Raw genomic sequence first — 16,560 nt, 5'->3', positions numbered from 1 at the left:
ATCCACCGAAGTGGACGGGGTATCAACTTCTGGCGTTGATTTTTGGCACGCTGTTGAGTTCTCAAGGAACGGACGCTTCCTTCGTACTCACCCTCTCGGGCTTTCCTCCGGGCTTTCGTTCTGCTGTCTTGCGTTTCCGACTCTATCAGACTCTTTCGTGTCCGACTTCCTCGGTGCTTTCCAGGTTTTCGCTTTCGCGTTTCCCTTTCCGGCGGTCCCAACCTTACCAGACCATTTCCTTGCCGTTGCCGGCTTGGTTTTGAATTCGGTGGCCGTTGGAGGGCCTTTCCCTTTCGGGCGGATCAGACTTTATCAGGTCTCCCCGGTCTGATTTCCACCCGCCCGCACGAGTCGCCCCGGACACACGTGTGTTCCGGGGGATCTTGCGGGGTGGAGACGCAAACGTACTGGAGCGGGGCCCCCGGACGCAAATCCGGTTGCCCCGCTCCGGTGACGGCGCTACGGCGAGGGCCTGATCAGACCTCGACGACGACCGGGAGGATCATCGGGCGCCGGCGGTAGCTGTCCGAGACCCACTTGCCCATCGTGCGGCGGATGAGCTGCTGGATCTGGTGCGGCTCGGCGACGCCGTCGGCCGCGGCGCGGGCGATGGCTTCCTCGATCTTCGTGAGGACGGGCCCGAAGGCCCCGTCGTCGATGCCGGAGCCGCGGGCCTGGATGTTCGGACCGCTGACCACCTTGCCGGTGGTGCTGTCCACGACGACATAGACCGAGATGATGCCCTCGTCGCCGAGGATCCGGCGGTCCTTGAGCGAGGACTCGGTGACGTCGCCGACGGAGAGGCCGTCCACGTACACGTAGCCCGCCTGCACCTTTCCGGAGATGCGGGCCTTGCCGTCGATCAGGTCGACGACCACACCGTCCTCCGCGATGACGATGCGGTCCTTCGGGACGCCCGTCATCGCGCCGAGCTCGGCGTTGGCCCGCAGGTGGCGCCACTCGCCGTGCACCGGCATCAGGTTCCGCGGCTTGCAGATGTTGTAGAAGTACAGCAGCTCGCCGGCGGAGGCGTGGCCCGAGACGTGCACCTTGGCGTTGCCCTTGTGCACGACGTTGGCGCCCCAGCGGGTGAGGCCGTTGATCACGCGGTAGACCGCGTTCTCGTTGCCCGGGATCAGGGAAGACGCCAGGATCACGGTGTCGCCCGGGACGATCCGGATCTGGTGGTCGCGGTTCGCCATGCGGGACAGTGCCGCCATGGGCTCGCCCTGTGAACCGGTGCAGACCAGCACGACCTCCTCGGGAGGCAGGTCGTCGAGCGTCTTGACGTCCACGACCAGACCGGCGGGGACGCGGAGGTAGCCCAGGTCACGGGCGATGCCCATGTTGCGGACCATCGAGCGGCCGACGAAGGCGACCCGGCGGCCGTACTCGTGGGCGGCGTCGAGGATCTGCTGGATGCGGTGCACGTGGCTGGCGAAGCTGGCCACGATGATCCGGTGGTGGGCGTTGGCGAACACGTTCCGCAGGACCGTGGAGATCTCGCGCTCCGGCGGGACGAAGCCCGGGACCTCGGCGTTCGTCGAGTCGGACAGCAGCAGGTCGATGCCCTCCTCGCTCAGACGCGCGAAGGCGTGCAGGTCCGTGAGGCGCTTGTCCAGCGGGAGCTGGTCCATCTTGAAGTCGCCGGTGGCGACGACCAGGCCCGCGCCGGTGCGGATCGCGACGGCCAGCGCGTCCGGGATGGAGTGGTTGACCGCGATGAACTCGCAGTCGAAGGGGCCGAGGGCCTCGCGCTCGCCCTCCTTCACCTCGAGGGTGTAGGGGCGGATGCGGTGCTCCTGGAGCTTGGCCTCGATGAGGGCCAGTGTCAGCTTGGAGCCGATCAGCGGGATGTCCGGCTTCTCCCGGAGGAGGTACGGAACGGCGCCGATGTGGTCCTCGTGGCCGTGCGTGAGGACGATGCCCTCGATGTCGTCGAGGCGGTCCCGGATGGACGAGAAGTCGGGCAGGATCAGGTCGATGCCGGGCTGCTCCTCCTCGGGGAAGAGGACGCCGCAGTCGACGATCAGCAGGCGACCGTCGTACTCGAAGACGGTCATGTTGCGGCCGATCTCACCGAGGCCACCCAGGGGGGTGACCCTGAGGCCGCCCTTGGGCAGCTTCGGCGGCGGACCGAGTTCCGGATGCGGATGGCTCAAAAGTGTCTCCTTCACCACGCGCGCCACGTACCCGGAAGGCACGTGGCGCGCATGTCATTCGTGCACTTGCTGTTGTCTGCTCTGTATTTGTTCGGTGGTGCTTATTGAGTTGTGAAGTCCGTTGTCAGAGCTGTACCCCGCCCGCGGCAAGATCGATCTTGAGCTGAGCCGTCTCTTCGTCGGTCAGTTCGATCAGCGGGAGTCGCAGCGGGCCGGCGGGCAGGCCCTGCAGGTTCAGCGCGCCCTTGGTGGTCATCACGCCCTGCGTGCGGAACATGCCCGTGTAGACGGGCAGCAGCTTCTGGTGGATCTCGGCGGCCTTCTGGACGTCGCCGGCGAGGTGGGCCTCCAGCATCGCGCGCAGGTCGGGCGTCACCACGTGGCCGACGACCGAGACGAAGCCGACGGCGCCGACCGACAGGAGCGGCAGGTTCAGCATGTCGTCGCCGGAGTACCAGGCCAGGCCGCTCCGCGCGATCGCCCAGCTGGCACGGCCGAGGTCGCCCTTGGCGTCCTTGTTGGCCACGATCCGGGGGTGCTCCGCCAGCCGGACCAGGGTTTCCGTCTCGATCGGGACACCGCTGCGGCCGGGGATGTCGTAGAGCATGACCGGCAGCTCCGTCGCATCGGCGATCGCCGTGAAGTGCCGGTGGAGGCCCTCCTGCGGGGGCTTGCTGTAGTACGGGGTGACGGCGAGCAGGCCGTGTGCGCCGGTGCGCTCGGCCTGTCGCGCCAGCTCCAGGGTGTGGCGGGTGTCGTTGGTACCGATGCCGGCGACCACGTGGGCGCGGTCTCCGACGGCTTCGAGGACGGCTCGTACGAGGTCGTTTTTCTCCGCGTCGGTGGTGGTGGGCGACTCACCGGTGGTGCCGTTGACGATCAGGCCGTCGTTGCCTGCGTCCACCAGGTGGACGGCGAGCTGCTGCGCGCCGTCGAGGTCGAGTGCGCCATCCGCCGTAAACGGCGTGATCATGGCGGTGAGGACCCGCCCGAAGGGGGTCTGCGGAGTCGAGATCGGAGCCATGGGTAACACGCTACTCGCTGCCATGCTCGCGGTGTCCCCTCGGGGGACGTCAACGGGGTGTTGGACGCCGGCACTGCCTGCTCGGGGGTTCAAGCAGTGCCGGGTCCGTTTGATCAGCCTAGATGAAGTTTACGAAACGTCGCAATACGGACACCTAGGACTTGACTCCGTACATCTGTACGCCACGGGTGTAACGGCCCTTACGGGGCAACGCGCCCGTTGCTGTTGTACGCCGCGTACGTCAGCGGCATGAGCTTGGCCCAGTGCTGCTCCATCTTCTCGCCGACCATCTCGATCTCCCGCTGCGGGAAGGACGGGACGGCCGCGAGCTCGTGCTGGGTGCGCAGGCCCAGGAAGTGCATCAGCGAGCGGGCGTTGCAGGTGGCGTACATCGAGGAGAAGAGGCCGACCGGCAGGACCGAACGGGCGACCTCCCGGGCCACGCCCGCGGCCAGCATCTCCCGGTAGGCCTCGTACGCCTGCACGTAGGAGTCCTCCATGACGCGGGCGGTCAGCTCCTGCTGCGCCTGGGTGCCCTCGACGAAGACGTACTTGCCGGGACGGCCCTCCTGGACGAGCTTGCGCTCGGCGTCCGGCACGTAGAAGACCGGCTCGAGCTCCCTGTAGCGGCCCGATTCCTCGTTGTACGACCAGCCCACGCGGTGACGCATGAACTCCCGGAAGACGAAGATCGGGGCGCTGATGAAGAAGGTCATCGAGTTGTGCTCGAACGGGCTGCCGTGGCGGTCCCGCATCAGGTAGTTGATGAGGCCCTTGGAGCGCTCCGGGTCCTTCTGCAGCTCCTCCAGGGACTGCTCGCCGGCCGTGGAGACGCGGGCCGCCCACAGCACGTCGGAGTCGGCGGCGGAGTGCTTCACCAGCTCCACCGTCACGTCGCTGCGGAAGCTGGGTTTCAGATCTGAAGCGGCGGTCTCGCTCACCGGGGGTCCTTCCAAACGTGCGTCCTGGGGCGCGCCCACTCTACGGCGCCCCTCGCGGGTCCCCGCGCATGCTCACCTGCCGCCGGGGCACTCGCACAGCTGACGCACAGCCACGAATTTTGGTTAATGTCCCGAAATCCGGCACGGATTGGGCGGCCCGTGCGTCCTACAGACAGAACGCACCCGCATCGAGCCCGAGGAGATTCCCTCTCATGTTTCGCCGGCGCGAACCCGTTCCGTTCGCCTTCGTCGCCGAGGCCGACCGTTTCCGCAGCAATGTCACTCCACCGCCGCGCGAGCGCTTGGGCAAGGCCCAGTTGGCCGCCCGTAGTCTGGTCGGGCTGACCGTGGTCGCGGGACTCGCCGGCTCGCTGCTCTTCGGCATACCGGCGCTGCAGCCGAACAAGGCACCGGAGAAGTCGCAGCAGTCGACCGCGTCCGAGGGGCGGTAGCCTCACGGGCACAGCCCAACCGAACGTGCATGTGAGTGAGGTCCAGCCGTGCCCCTGTCCTTCCTGACGGCCGACGGCGCATCCGATGCGGATGACGATGTCGACGAGGTCCTGGCCCACGCCGATCACGACCGCTGGCGGCGGCCCTACCGGCCCGGCCCCTGGCGCGTGGCCATCTCCGCGGTGCTGCTCCTGCTGTCCGCCTTCATGCTCCTGGCCACCATGATCGTCGCCTTCGCCGGCGGGGGCTGGGCCGGGGCGGGCGCCTGCCTGGTCGCCGCCCTGGCCGTCCTCGCGTCGGCGCTGCAGATGCTGCGGGTCGGCGTGTGGGTCAGCCGCACGGGTCTGCGCAGGGTCGGCTTCTTCGTGACCCGGACGATCGCCTGGAACGAGGTCACCGAGATCCGCACGGTGCAGCAGCCGGTGCGCTGGCTCGGGCTGCCGCGGACCGTGCAGGGGCAGGCGCTGACGGTGTCCGCCCGGGGCGTCGACGAGCAGCCGGTGCTGCTGACCGACCACAACGCCGACTTCCTGTCGCGGCCGGAGGCATTCGACCGGGCGGCGGACACGGTCGAGGCCTGGGCCGAGGAGTACCGGCCCGTGCCCGCCTGACACCCGGGTCGCCGGGTACGACGGGACGCGCCTCGAGGAGCCCGTACAGGTGTCAGACCTGTACGGGCTTCTTGTCGTGCAGGGCGATCGCCCGCTGCATGGCCTTGCGCGCCCGCGGGGTGTCCCGTGCGTCGTGGTAGGCGACGGCGAGCCGGAACCAGCTGCGCCAGTCCCCCGGTGCGTCCTCGGTCTCGGCCTTGCGGCGTGCGAAGACCTCGTCGGCGGAGTCCCGCAGGATCCGGCCGTACTGGTCGCGCTCCAGCTCGTCCACGGGCAGGCCCCCCTCGGCCTCGAGCTCGCCGGCGAGCTGGTTGGCCCTGGTGACGAACTGCGTGTTCTTCCAGAGGAACCAGATGCCGATGAGCGGCAGGACGAGCACGGCCACCCCGAAGGTGACGGTGAGCAGGGTTCCCTGCTGGATCAGCAGCAGGCCCCGGCTGCCGACCAGGACGAAGTAGACGACCAGGACGGCGGCCGTGATGAAGTACGTGATCTTCGCGCGCATCGTGAATCAGTCCGGTCAGCCCAGGTCGAGGAAGTTTTCCAGGCCGAAGGTGAGGCCCGGGGTCTGCGTCACGCGGCGCGCGCCGAGCAGGATGCCCGGCATGAAGCTGCTGTGATGCAGGGAATCGTGACGGATGGTCAGGGTCTCGCCCTCGCCGCCGAGGAGGACCTCCTGGTGCGCGAGCAGACCGCGCAGGCGGACGGCGTGCACCGGGACGCCGTCGACGTCGGCGCCGCGCGCGCCGTCGAGGGCGGTGGCGGTGGCGTCGGGCTGCGCGCCGAGGCCGGCCTCGGCGCGGGCGGCCGCGATGAGCTGCGCGGTACGGGTCGCGGTGCCGGAGGGGGCGTCGACCTTGTTCGGGTGGTGCAGCTCGACGACCTCGACGGACTCGAAGTAGCGGGCGGCCTGGGCGGCGAACTTCATGGTGAGGACGGCGCCGATGGAGAAGTTCGGCGCGATGAGCACACCGGTCTTGGGGGAGGCGGCGAGCCAGGTGTCGAGCTGGGCGAGGCGGTCCTCGGTCCAGCCGGTGGTGCCGACCACACCGTGGATGCCGTTGCGGACGAGGAACTCGAGGTTCTCCATGACCGAGGCGGGGGTGGTCAGCTCGACGGCGACCTGGGCGCCGGCCTCGGCCAGCGTCTCCAGCTTGTCGCCGCGGCCGAGCGCCGCGACGAGTTCCATGTCCTCCGCGGCCTCGACCGCCTTGACCGCCTCGGAGCCGATACGGCCCTGGGCGCCGAGGACTGCCACGCGCAGCTTGCTCATAGTTGCTTCCTAACGTGTGTACGGAACTAGGCGACGACCTCGTCGAGGCGGGCGGCCTGCTTCTCCTTCAGCGGGCCGATCACCGCCAGCGAGGGCCGCTGGGCCAGTACATCCTGTGCGACCGAGCGGACGTCGTCCGGGGTGACCGCGGCGATCCGGGCGAGCATCTCGTCGACCGACATCTGGTCGCCCCAGCACAGCTCGCTCTTGCCGATGCGGTTCATGAGCGCGCCGGTGTCCTCGAGGCCCAGGACGGTCGAGCCGGAGAGCTGGCCGATGGCCCGCTTGATCTCGTCGTCCGCGAGGCCCTCCGTCGCGACCTTGTCGAGCTCGTCGCGGCAGATGCGCAGGACGTCGTGGACCTGGTTGGGCCGGCAGCCCGCGTACACGCCGAAGAGGCCGGTGTCGGCGAAGCCCGAGGTGTACGAGTAGACGCTGTAGGCGAGGCCGCGCTTCTCCCGGACCTCCTGGAACAGGCGGGAGGACATGCCGCCGCCGAGAGCCGTGTTCAGCACGCCGAGCGCCCAGCGGCGCTCGTCCGTGCGGGCGAGGCCGGGCATGCCGAGGACCACGTGGGCCTGCTCGGTCTTGCGGCTCACCAGGTCGACACGGCCGGAGGTGCGGATGCGCCGGGTACCGGTGCGCGGGCCGATCGGCTCGGCGTCGGTGCGGGTGAGGGCGCCGGCCTTCTCGAAGGCGGCGCGGACCTGGCGTACGACCTTGTCGTGTTCGACGTTTCCGGCTGCGGCCACGACGAGGTGGGTCGGGTCGTAGTGCTTCTTGTAGAAGCGGCGGATCCGGTCGGCGCCGAGGGCGTTGATCGTGTCGACGGTGCCGAGGACGGGGCGGCCGAGCGGGGTGTCCCCGTACATGGTCTGGGCGAACAGGTCGTGGACCATGTCGCCCGGGTCGTCCTCGGTCATCGCGATCTCTTCGAGGATGACCCCGCGCTCGGCGTCGACGTCCTCCTCGCGGATCAGCGAGCCGGTGAGCATGTCGCACACCACGTCGATGGCGAGCGGCAGGTCGGTGTCGAGCACCCGCGCGTAGTAGCAGGTGTACTCCTTCGCCGTGAAGGCGTTCATCTCGCCGCCGACCGCGTCGATCGCGGAGGAGATGTCGAGGGCGCTGCGCCGTCGCGTGCCCTTGAAGAGGAGGTGCTCCAGGTAGTGCGTGGCGCCGTTCAGCGTGGGCGTCTCGTCGCGGGAGCCGACATGGGCCCAGATGCCGAAGGTGGCGGAGCGGACGGAGGGCAGCGTCTCGGTGACGACGCGCAGTCCGCCGGGCAGGACGGTGCGGCGGACGGTGCCGATGCCGTTCTGCCCCTTGAGCAGGGTTTGGGTACGGGCGACGGCCCGCCCCTCCGAAGAGGGGCGGGCCGTCACACGGGAACTACGCGACGTCACTTGTCGGAGTCGTCCTTGTCAGCGTCGTCGCCGGCGGCCTCGCCGTCGATCACGGGGATCAGGGAGAGCTTGCCGCGCTGGTCGATCTCGGCGATCTCGACCTGGACCTTGGTGCCGACCGCGAGCACGTCCTCGACGTTCTCCACACGCTTGCCACCGGCGAGCTTGCGGATCTGCGAGATGTGCAGCAGGCCGTCCTTGCCGGGGAGCAGGGAGACGAAGGCACCGAAGGTGGTGGTCTTGACGACCGTACCCAGGTAGCGCTCGCCGACCTCCGGCATGGTCGGGTTGGCGATGCCGTTGATCGTGGCGCGGGCGGCCTCGGCGGCCGGGCCGTCGGCGGCACCGATGTAGATGGTGCCGTCGTCCTCGATCGTGATCTCGGCGCCGGTGTCCTCCTGGATCTGGTTGATCATCTTGCCCTTGGGGCCGATGACCTCACCGATCTTGTCCACCGGGATCTTGACGGTGATGATCCGCGGGGCGTTGGGGGACATCTCGTCCGGCGTGTCGATCGCTTCCATCATCACGTCGAGGATGTGGAGGCGGGCGTCGCGGGCCTGCTTGAGGGCGGCGGCCAGGACGGAGGCCGGGATGCCGTCGAGCTTGGTGTCCAGCTGGAGCGCGGTGACGAACTCCTTGGTGCCGGCGACCTTGAAGTCCATGTCGCCGAAGGCGTCCTCCGCACCGAGGATGTCGGTGAGGGCGACGTAGTGGGTCTTGCCGTCGATCTCCTGGGAGATCAGGCCCATGGCGATACCGGCGACGGGGGCCTTGAGGGGCACACCGGCGTTCAGCAGGGACATGGTGGAGGCGCAGACCGAGCCCATGGACGTCGAACCGTTGGAGCCGAGGGCCTCGGACACCTGGCGGATCGCGTAGGGGAACTCCTCGCGGGTCGGGAGGACCGGCACGATCGCGCGCTCGGCGAGCGCGCCGTGGCCGATCTCGCGGCGCTTCGGCGAACCGACGCGGCCGGTCTCGCCGACGGAGTACGGCGGGAAGTTGTAGTTGTGCATGTAGCGCTTGCGGGTCACCGGGGAGAGGGTGTCCAGCTGCTGCTCCATGCGGAGCATGTTGAGGGTGGTGACGCCCAGGATCTGGGTCTCGCCACGCTCGAACAGCGCCGAGCCGTGCACGCGCGGGATGGCCTCGACCTCGGCGGCGAGGGTGCGGATGTCCGTGATCCCGCGGCCGTCGATGCGGACCTTGTCCTTGATGACGCGCTCGCGCACCAGGGCCTTGGTCAGGCTGCGGTACGCGGCCGAGATCTCCTTCTCGCGGCCTTCGAAGGCCGGGAGGAGCTTGTCGGCGGCGAGCTCCTTGACGCGGTCCAGCTCGGCCTCGCGGTCCTGCTTGCCGGCGATGGTCAGCGCCTGGGAGAGCTCGCCCTTGACGGCGGTCGCGAGGGCCTCGTACACGTCGTCCTGGTAGTCCAGGAAGACCGGGAACTCGCCCTCGGGCTTGGCGGCCTTGGCCGCCAGGTCCGCCTGGGCCTTGCAGAGGACCTTGATGAACGGCTTCGCGGCGTCGAGGCCCGCGGCGACGATCTCCTCGGTCGGCGCCTCGGCGCCGCCCTTGACGAGGGCGATGGTCTTCTCGGTGGCCTCGGCCTCGACCATCATGATCGCGACGTCGCCGTCCTCGAGGGTGCGACCCGCGACGACCATGTCGAAGACCGCGTCCTCGAGCTCGGTGTGCGTCGGGAAGGCGACCCACTGGCCGCGGATCAGCGCGACGCGGACGCCGCCGATCGGACCGGAGAAGGGCAGGCCGGCGAGCTGGGTGGACGCGGACGCGGCGTTGATCGCGATGACGTCGTACAGGTGGTCCGGGTTGAGCGCCATGACCGTGGCGACGACCTGGATCTCGTTGCGCAGCCCCTTCTTGAAGGACGGGCGCAGCGGGCGGTCGATCAGGCGGCAGGTGAGGATCGCGTCCTCGGAGGGCCGGCCCTCACGGCGGAAGAAGGAGCCGGGGATCTTGCCGGCCGCGTACTGCCGCTCCTCGACGTCCACCGTCAGGGGGAAGAAGTCGAGCTGGTCCTTGGGCTTCTTCGACGCGGTGGTGGCGGAAAGCACCATCGTGTCGTCGTCCAGGTAGGCAACGGCGGAGCCGGCGGCCTGGCGGGCCAGACGGCCCGTCTCGAAGCGGATGGTGCGGGTGCCGAAGGAACCGTTGTCAATGACGGCCTCGGCGTAGTGGGTCTCGTTCTCCACTAGCGTTTTCTCCATTTTCGTCGTCTCCGTCCGCCGCCCGTGTGGCGGAGGACGGTTGCGGAGAAGCGCTCCTGGGGTGCTGGCCGGTCTTCGATCGAAGCACCCGGTTCGTTGCCCGTGGGGCATTCCGGGTGCCACTACCGAGGACCGGCGGCGTGGGAGGGCGCTCCTCCTCTTCAGTTGTGCACGTCTCGTCGTCGGACGTACACGTGCGTCCGTTCCAGACTACAAAGGGACCGGTCCGTATCGCACGTACAGCAAAGGGAGCGGCCCCCGGATGTGGGAACCGCTCCCTTCACGGCGTCTTACTTGGCGCCGGCCGCACCGCGGCGGATGCCGAGGCGCTCGACCAGCGTACGGAAGCGCTGGATGTCCTTCTTGGCCAGGTACTGCAGCAGGCGGCGACGCTGGCCGACCAGGATCAGCAGACCACGACGGGAGTGGTGGTCGTGCTTGTGGGTCTTGAGGTGCTCGGTCAGGTCCGAGATGCGGCGGGAGAGCATCGCAACCTGGACCTCGGGGGAGCCGGTGTCGCCCTCCTTGGCACCGAATTCGGTGATGATCTGCTTCTTCGTAGCGGCGTCGAGCGGCACGCGTACTCCTCGTTCAGGTCTTCGTTGCCACCGAGTGCCCCAGGTCTGAGTCTCTGGGGAGCTTCCGTTACTCGGGAGGCGGGGTCCGCTGAGCGCAGTCCACAGACCCTTCGAAAGGAATCCGGGGACGCGTACACAAACGGCCGTCACACAGCGTACCAGGCTGCCGCTCCGCCCCGTCTCAGCTGGTGAGAGCGCGGGCCCGGGCATACACGTCGAGCACGGCCAGGGTCAGGGGCACCAGGCTGAGCAGGACCGCCGCCTCGGTGAGGTCGAGCAGCCTTCCCCAGAAGGGTGACAGGCCCTTGCGGGGGATGACAAGCGCAATTCCCGCGAGGAGCGCCGCGCCGGCGCCGACGGCGGCGGTGAGCCAGATCGTACGGAGGTCCAGGCCGCTGCGGTCCTGCTCCACGACGAGGGCTTCGAGCAGCGCCTGCGGCGGGTGCAGGGACAGGCCGAGGATCAGCAGCGCGACGGCGGCGAGGCCTGCGGCCAGGGCGCAGACCACTTGGGAGGTGTAGCGGAAGAGGCGGGCGCGCAGCAGCATGGCGAGCCCGGTGGCCAGGGCCAGGAGGCGGCCCCAGGTGTTGTCGGAGAAGCCCAGGACGGCGGCGGCGGCCACGGCGACCGCGGCGCAGCCGCCGACCAGGCCCAGCAGCATCTCGTGCCCGCGGCGGGCCTGGGCGGCGATCGCCTCGGCGTCCAGCGGGGCGCCCTGCTCGTGCTGCTCGGCGTCGGCCTGGTCGCCGTACGGGGCGGTCTCGTAGCGGTCCGGGGTCTCGTAGTCCTCGGTGGCGCTCTGCGGGGCCGCGTAGCCGATGGGCAGGCGGGCGAAGCGTGCGGAGAGGCCGGGCAGGAAGGCGACGAGGCCGATGGCGACGGGCGCGCAGACGGCTGCGGTGTAGGTCGCGGAGGCCTCGGTGGCGATTGCGGCGAAGGTGGCGAGAGTGCCGGTGGCGGCGACGAAGGTGGCCGCGACGAAGGGGGCGTCGCCGCTGGGGGTGAGCGCGACCAGCGCGACGGAGGCGACCAGGACGCAGACGCAGCCGAGGAGGAACTGGAGTCGGCCGGGTCCGTGGCCGACGGCGGGGCCGATGATCCCGGATCCTGCGATCAGCAGGTGCGGGAGGGCTCCCAGGCCCAGGGCCACGGCGGACAGACGGTCCCGGTAGACGCGGGCGCGCACCCCCGCCACGGCGGTGAGCAGGATCCCGACGGCGCCCGCGATGATTCCGGGCAGGCCGTGCATGTCGTGGCGGACGGGGTCGGCGTACCAGAGGACGAAGCCCAGCATCACGAGCAGCACGGCGGAGCCGGCGAGGCCCGCGCCGCGCAGCATGTCGTCGCTCCAGCGGTGCCGGTCGCGGACGACGGCGGAGGCGACCGCGTCGGAGACGTCGTCGAAGACGGCCGGCGGCAGGGACTCGGCGAAGGGGCGCAGGCTCAGCACCTCGCCGTCGAGGACCTGCTGGGCGGCGAGGGTGCGGGCCCCGTCGAGGACGGTCCCGGACCGGCGGACGAGGTGGAAGCCGGTCGGGGCGCCGACGGGCTGGGTCTGGCCGGTGAGGCGCAGCAGCTCGGGGTAGACGTCGGCGACGGCGATGTCCTCGGGGAGGGCGACGTCGATGCGGCTGTCGGGGGCCACGACGGTGACCCTGCAGAAACCCGTCGTCCCGGCCGTACTCACCTGCGTGACCCCCTTGGTTGGTGTCCGCGCCCGTGCTCGATTCGCGGATGCGCATGCTGCGCGCGACACCCTACCGGGCGTATGAGCGACAGTCGGCAAGTAGGATCACCGTCGCGCTGGGGATACCCCCTGCGCGCCCGGGACTTGGGGGCGCCGGTTGCGACGTCCCGTCCGTTTTCGAGGGATTGATGCTCCGGTGAGCCAGATCGTCGTCAAACGCCCGCCGCGGTCCCTGCCGCCCGAGGTTCCCTCGGAGGAGCTGAGGCTGGAGGCTCCTCCCGAACTTCCGCGCGGGCAGCAGGAGGGCATGCTGATGCAGCTCCTGCCGATGCTCGGCATGGGCTCCTCCGTCGTCTTCTTCTTCATGCCGGGCGCGGCCCCTTTCATGCGCATCATGGGTGTGCTGATGCTGGCCTCGACGGTGGGCATGGTCGTGGTGCAGCTCGTGCGCTACCGGCGCGGTACGCAGGGGCAAATGGCCGATGTGCGCCGGGACTACCTCAAGTACCTCGCCCAGACGCGCCGTCAGGTGCGGCGGACCGCGCGGACGCAGCGCGACGCGCAGCTGTACCTGCACCCGTCCCCGGAGCAGTTGTGGTCGGTGGTGGCGGACGGTTCGCGGCTGTGGGAGCGGCGGATCGGCGACCCGGACTTCGGGCAGGCCCGGCTGGGGCTGGGTGCGCAGCGCCTGGCGACCCCGCTGGTGGCGCCCGAGACGGCGCCGGTGGACGAGCTGGAGCCGCTGACTGCGGGCGCGATGCAGCGCTTCCTGAAGGTGCACTCCTCGTTGGACGGGCTGCCGATGGCGGTGTCCTTGCGCGCCTTCTACCACGTGGCGGTGTCCGGGGAGCCGGAGTCGGCGCGCAGCGCGGCGCGGGCGATGGTCGCGCAGCTGGTGACGCTGCACTCCCCCGAGGACCTGATGGTGGCCGTGGTGGCCGCGCCGGGTGCGGTGCCGTCGTGGGACTGGACGAAGTGGCTGCCGCACACGCAGCTCCCCGGGCAGGTCGACGGGGCCGGCACCAAGCGGCTGTTCGGCGACGACCTGGCCGAGCTGGAGGGGATGCTGGCGTCCCGGCTGGAGGGGCGGCCGCGGTTCAGCCGCGACGTGTCCCCGGTGCTGGACCAACCGCACCTGGTGGTGGTGCTGGACGGTGGCATGGTCCCCCCGGACTCGGTGTTCGCGGCGGCCGAGGGCCTGCAGGGCGTCACCATCATCGAGGTGGTCGCGGGCGAGCTCGACGAGCCGCGCGGCGGTCTGTCGGTCGTGGTGCGTCCGGGCCGGCTGCGTCTGGAATCCGGCGGCGGGGTGGCGTACGAGGGTGTCCCGGACACCCTGTCGCTGCCCGCGGCGGAGGCTCTGGCGCGGCAGCTGGCGCCGCTGCGCACGGGCGGCGGGGACGACGACGAGCCGCTGCTGGCGAACCTGGACTTCACGGACCTGCTGAACCTGGGCGACGCGGCCGCCGTCGACGTGGCGCGGACCTGGCGGCCGCGGTCCGCCGGTGAGAGGCTGCGCGTGCCGATCGGCGTGGGCGAGGACGGCGGCCCGGTGATGCTGGACCTGAAGGAGGCCGCGCAGGAGGGCATGGGCCCGCACGGCCTGTGCGTGGGTGCGACCGGTTCCGGCAAGTCGGAGCTGCTGCGCACGCTGGTGCTGGGTCTGGCGGTCACGCACACCTCGGAGACGCTGAACTTCGTGCTCGCCGACTTCAAGGGCGGTGCGACCTTCACGGGCATGGGCCAGATGCCGCACGTCGCTGCTGTCATCACGAACCTGGCGGACGACCTGACGCTCGTGGACCGCATGGGCGACTCGATCCGCGGCGAGCTGCAGCGCCGGCAGGAGCTGCTGCGTTCGGCGGGCAACTACGCGAACATCCACGACTACGAGAAGGCCCGCGCGGCCGGCGCACCGCTGGAGCCGCTGGCGTCGCTGGTGCTGGTCATCGACGAGTTCAGCGAGCTGCTGACGGCGAAGCCCGACTTCATCGACATGTTCATCCAGATCGGCCGCATCGGCCGTTCGCTGGGCGTGCACCTGCTGCTGGCCTCGCAGCGGCTGGAGGAGGGCAAGCTGCGCGGCCTGGACACGTACCTGTCGTACCGGATCGGTCTGCGGACCTTCTCCGCGGCGGAGTCGCGGACGGCGATCGGTGTGCCGGACGCCTACCACCTGCCGTCGGTGCCCGGTTCGGGCTATCTGAAGTTCGGCACGGACGAGATGGTGCGCTTCAAGGCAGCGTACGTCTCGGGCACCTACCGCTCGGGCGGTCCGGACCTGTCGGTGGGGCAGTTCCCGGTGGAGCGGCGGCCCGCGCTGTTCACGGCGGCGCCGGTGCCGGTGGTGTACGCGGCCCCGGACCCGGCGTACCTGGCGGCGCGGTCGGGGCGGGAGGACGACGCGCTCGCGGACACCGTGCTGGACGTGATCGTGAGCCGGCTGGAGGGCCAGGGGGTGCCGGCGCACCAGGTGTGGCTGCCGCCCCTCGACCAGGCTCCGCCGCTGGACCAGCTGCTTCCGGCGCTGGCGCCGAGTGCGGAGCGCGGGCTGCACGCGGAGGGCTACACGCGGCCCGGCGGGCTGATCGTGCCGCTCGGCCTCATCGACAAGCCGTTCGAGCAGCGGCGCGAGGTGCTGTACCGCGACTTCTCGGGTGCGGCCGGCCACCTGATGGTGGTGGGCGGTCCGCAGTCGGGCAAGTCGACGCTGATGCGGACGCTGGTGTCGTCCTTCGCGCTGACGCACACCCCGCGCGAGGTGCAGTTCTACGGGCTGGACTTCGGTGGCGGAAGCCTTTCGGCGATCGCCGACCTGCCGCACGTGGGCGGTGTCGCCTCGCGTCTGGACCCGGAGCGGGTGCGGCGCACGGTCGCGGAGGTGGGGGGCATCCTCAACCGCCGCGAGGAGTTCTTCCGCGCGAACAACATCGACTCGATCGGAACGTACCGGCGCCGGCGGGCGGCGGGCGACCTGCCGCACGAGCCGTGGGGCGACGTGTTCCTGATCGTCGACGGCTGGGGCAACTTCCGCGGCGAGTACGAGGTCCTGGAGCAGATCGTCACGGACATCGCCTCCCGCGGTCTGGGCTACGGCATCCACGTGGTGATCACCGCTGCGCGGTACATGGAGGTGCGGGCCGCGCTCAAGGACCAGATGCTGGGCCGGCTGGAGCTGCGGCTCGGCGACACCATGGACTCCGAGTTCGACCGGAAGGTCGCCGCGAACGTCCCGCAGGGGATGCCGGGCCGCGGCCAGGTGCCGGAGAAGCTGCACTTCCTGGGCGCGCTGCCGCGGATCGACGGCTCTCATGAGGCCGCCGACCTGTCGGAGGCCACGACGGCCTTCGTGGAGGCGGTCCGGCAGAACTGGACGGGGCCGGCGGCTCCGGGCGTACGGCTGCTGCCGCGGCTGCTCCATTCCGACCAGCTGCCCAAGGGCGGGGAGTTCCCCGAGCGCGGGATCTCGATCGGCATCGACGAGACCGATCTGGAGCCGGTGTTCGTCGACTTCGAGACCGATCCCTTCCTGCTGGTCTTCGGCGAGAGCGAGTCGGGCAAGACGAACCTGCTGCGGCTCATCGCCAAGCAGATCGCGGAGCGGTACACGCCCGAGCAGGCGCGGCTGGTCGTGGGCGACTACCGGCGGACCCTGCTGGGGGCGCTGCCGGAGGAGCACCTGTTGGAGTACGCCCCGATGGCGAGCTCCCTGCAGATGCACATGGAGGCACTGGGCGGGGTGTTCTCGAGGCGGCAGCCCCCGCAGGACGTCACTCCCCAGCAGCTGCGCGACCGCAGCTGGTGGACGGGTCCGGACGTGTTCATCATCATCGACGACTTCGACCTGGTGGCCACGAGCCAGGGCAATCCGCTGGCGCCGCTGGTGGAGTACCTCCCGTTCGCCCGCGACACGGGGGTGCGCTTCATCATCGCGCGCAGCTCGGCGGGTGCCTCTCGCTCGATGTACGAGTCGTTCATGCAGCGGATCAAGGAGCTGGGTGCGCAGGGCGTCGTCCTGTCGGGCGATCCCGCCGAGGGTGATCTGGTCGGCACGGTCCGGCCGCGTCCGATGCCGCCGGGCCGGGGCTACTTCGTCTCGCGCCGGCGGGGCACGTCGCTGGTCCAGCTCGGCAGGATGCCGGGCGGTATGTGAGCTCCGGGGGCGTCGTGCGTCGGCCGGATCGGCTGGAA

13 protein-coding genes are annotated in these 16,560 nt (G+C 70.1%); 4 read left to right on the top strand and 9 right to left on the bottom strand.

Features of this window, described 5'->3' with window-relative positions; translation table 11 throughout:
• The coding region (locus ACZ6JS_RS03725; protein ID WP_469295505.1) for a hypothetical protein at positions 1-331 on the top strand (331 nt) is incomplete at its 5' end.
• A gap of 145 nt (positions 332-476) precedes the next feature.
• Here the strand turns inward: ACZ6JS_RS03725 and ACZ6JS_RS03720 are convergent.
• From ACZ6JS_RS03720 to thyX, 3 genes are all read right to left on the bottom strand, one after another.
• Positions 477-2,162, bottom strand: a complete 1,686-nt coding sequence (locus ACZ6JS_RS03720) for a ribonuclease J (protein ID WP_469295504.1) — start codon at positions 2,160-2,162, stop codon at positions 477-479.
• Between the two features lie 124 nt (positions 2,163-2,286).
• Positions 2,287-3,186, bottom strand: coding sequence for a 4-hydroxy-tetrahydrodipicolinate synthase (dapA, locus tag ACZ6JS_RS03715; RefSeq protein ID WP_469295503.1), 900 nt, complete (start codon positions 3,184-3,186; stop codon positions 2,287-2,289).
• 200 nt (positions 3,187-3,386) lie between these two features.
• Positions 3,387-4,127, bottom strand: a complete 741-nt coding sequence (gene thyX / locus ACZ6JS_RS03710; RefSeq protein ID WP_469295501.1) for an FAD-dependent thymidylate synthase — start codon at positions 4,125-4,127, stop codon at positions 3,387-3,389.
• Positions 4,128-4,339: 212 nt separating this feature from the next.
• On the opposite strand from thyX, the gene ACZ6JS_RS03705 reads away from it, so the two are divergent.
• Both ACZ6JS_RS03705 and ACZ6JS_RS03700 read left to right on the top strand, forming a co-directional pair.
• Positions 4,340-4,579: a hypothetical protein gene (locus ACZ6JS_RS03705; RefSeq protein ID WP_030651221.1), complete on the top strand. Its 240-nt coding sequence runs from the start codon at positions 4,340-4,342 to the stop codon at positions 4,577-4,579.
• 48 nt (positions 4,580-4,627) lie between these two features.
• Positions 4,628-5,191, top strand: coding sequence for a hypothetical protein (locus ACZ6JS_RS03700; protein ID WP_469295499.1), 564 nt, complete (start codon positions 4,628-4,630; stop codon positions 5,189-5,191).
• A gap of 52 nt (positions 5,192-5,243) precedes the next feature.
• On the opposite strand, the gene ACZ6JS_RS03695 is transcribed toward ACZ6JS_RS03700, so the two are convergent.
• From ACZ6JS_RS03695 to eccD, 6 genes are all read right to left on the bottom strand, one after another.
• On the bottom strand, positions 5,244-5,696 hold the full coding sequence (locus tag ACZ6JS_RS03695; RefSeq protein ID WP_469295497.1) for a hypothetical protein: 453 nt from the start codon (positions 5,694-5,696) through the stop codon (positions 5,244-5,246).
• Positions 5,697-5,711: 15 nt separating this feature from the next.
• Entirely contained in the window at positions 5,712-6,464 is a 753-nt protein-coding gene (dapB, locus tag ACZ6JS_RS03690; protein ID WP_469295495.1) for a 4-hydroxy-tetrahydrodipicolinate reductase, read from the bottom strand.
• Positions 6,465-6,490: 26 nt separating this feature from the next.
• The gene (locus ACZ6JS_RS03685; RefSeq protein WP_469295494.1) at positions 6,491-7,870 is read right to left on the bottom strand and encodes a M16 family metallopeptidase; all 1,380 of its coding nucleotides are present in this window, start codon (positions 7,868-7,870) and stop codon (positions 6,491-6,493) included.
• The gene (locus ACZ6JS_RS03680; RefSeq protein WP_469295566.1) at positions 7,867-10,089 is read right to left on the bottom strand and encodes a polyribonucleotide nucleotidyltransferase; all 2,223 of its coding nucleotides are present in this window, start codon (positions 10,087-10,089) and stop codon (positions 7,867-7,869) included. Before ACZ6JS_RS03680 ends, ACZ6JS_RS03685 begins: the two co-directional genes overlap by 4 nt.
• A gap of 305 nt (positions 10,090-10,394) precedes the next feature.
• The gene (gene rpsO, locus ACZ6JS_RS03675; protein WP_030011220.1) at positions 10,395-10,682 is read right to left on the bottom strand and encodes a 30S ribosomal protein S15; all 288 of its coding nucleotides are present in this window, start codon (positions 10,680-10,682) and stop codon (positions 10,395-10,397) included.
• 181 nt (positions 10,683-10,863) lie between these two features.
• Positions 10,864-12,369 (bottom strand): type VII secretion integral membrane protein EccD, encoded by a 1,506-nt coding sequence (gene eccD, locus ACZ6JS_RS03670; RefSeq protein WP_469295492.1) that lies wholly within the window; start codon positions 12,367-12,369, stop codon positions 10,864-10,866.
• A gap of 196 nt (positions 12,370-12,565) precedes the next feature.
• Here eccD and eccCa point away from each other — a divergent pair, with 196 nt between their 5' ends.
• Positions 12,566-16,522, top strand: a complete 3,957-nt coding sequence (gene eccCa / locus ACZ6JS_RS03665) for a type VII secretion protein EccCa (RefSeq protein WP_469295491.1) — start codon at positions 12,566-12,568, stop codon at positions 16,520-16,522.
• Positions 16,523-16,560 lie beyond the last annotated feature (38 nt).

Source organism: Streptomyces sp. NPDC046349, from assembly GCF_055587885.1.
The sequence above is the reverse complement of the archived record's forward strand: the minus strand, read 5'-3'. Positions and strand labels throughout refer to the sequence as shown.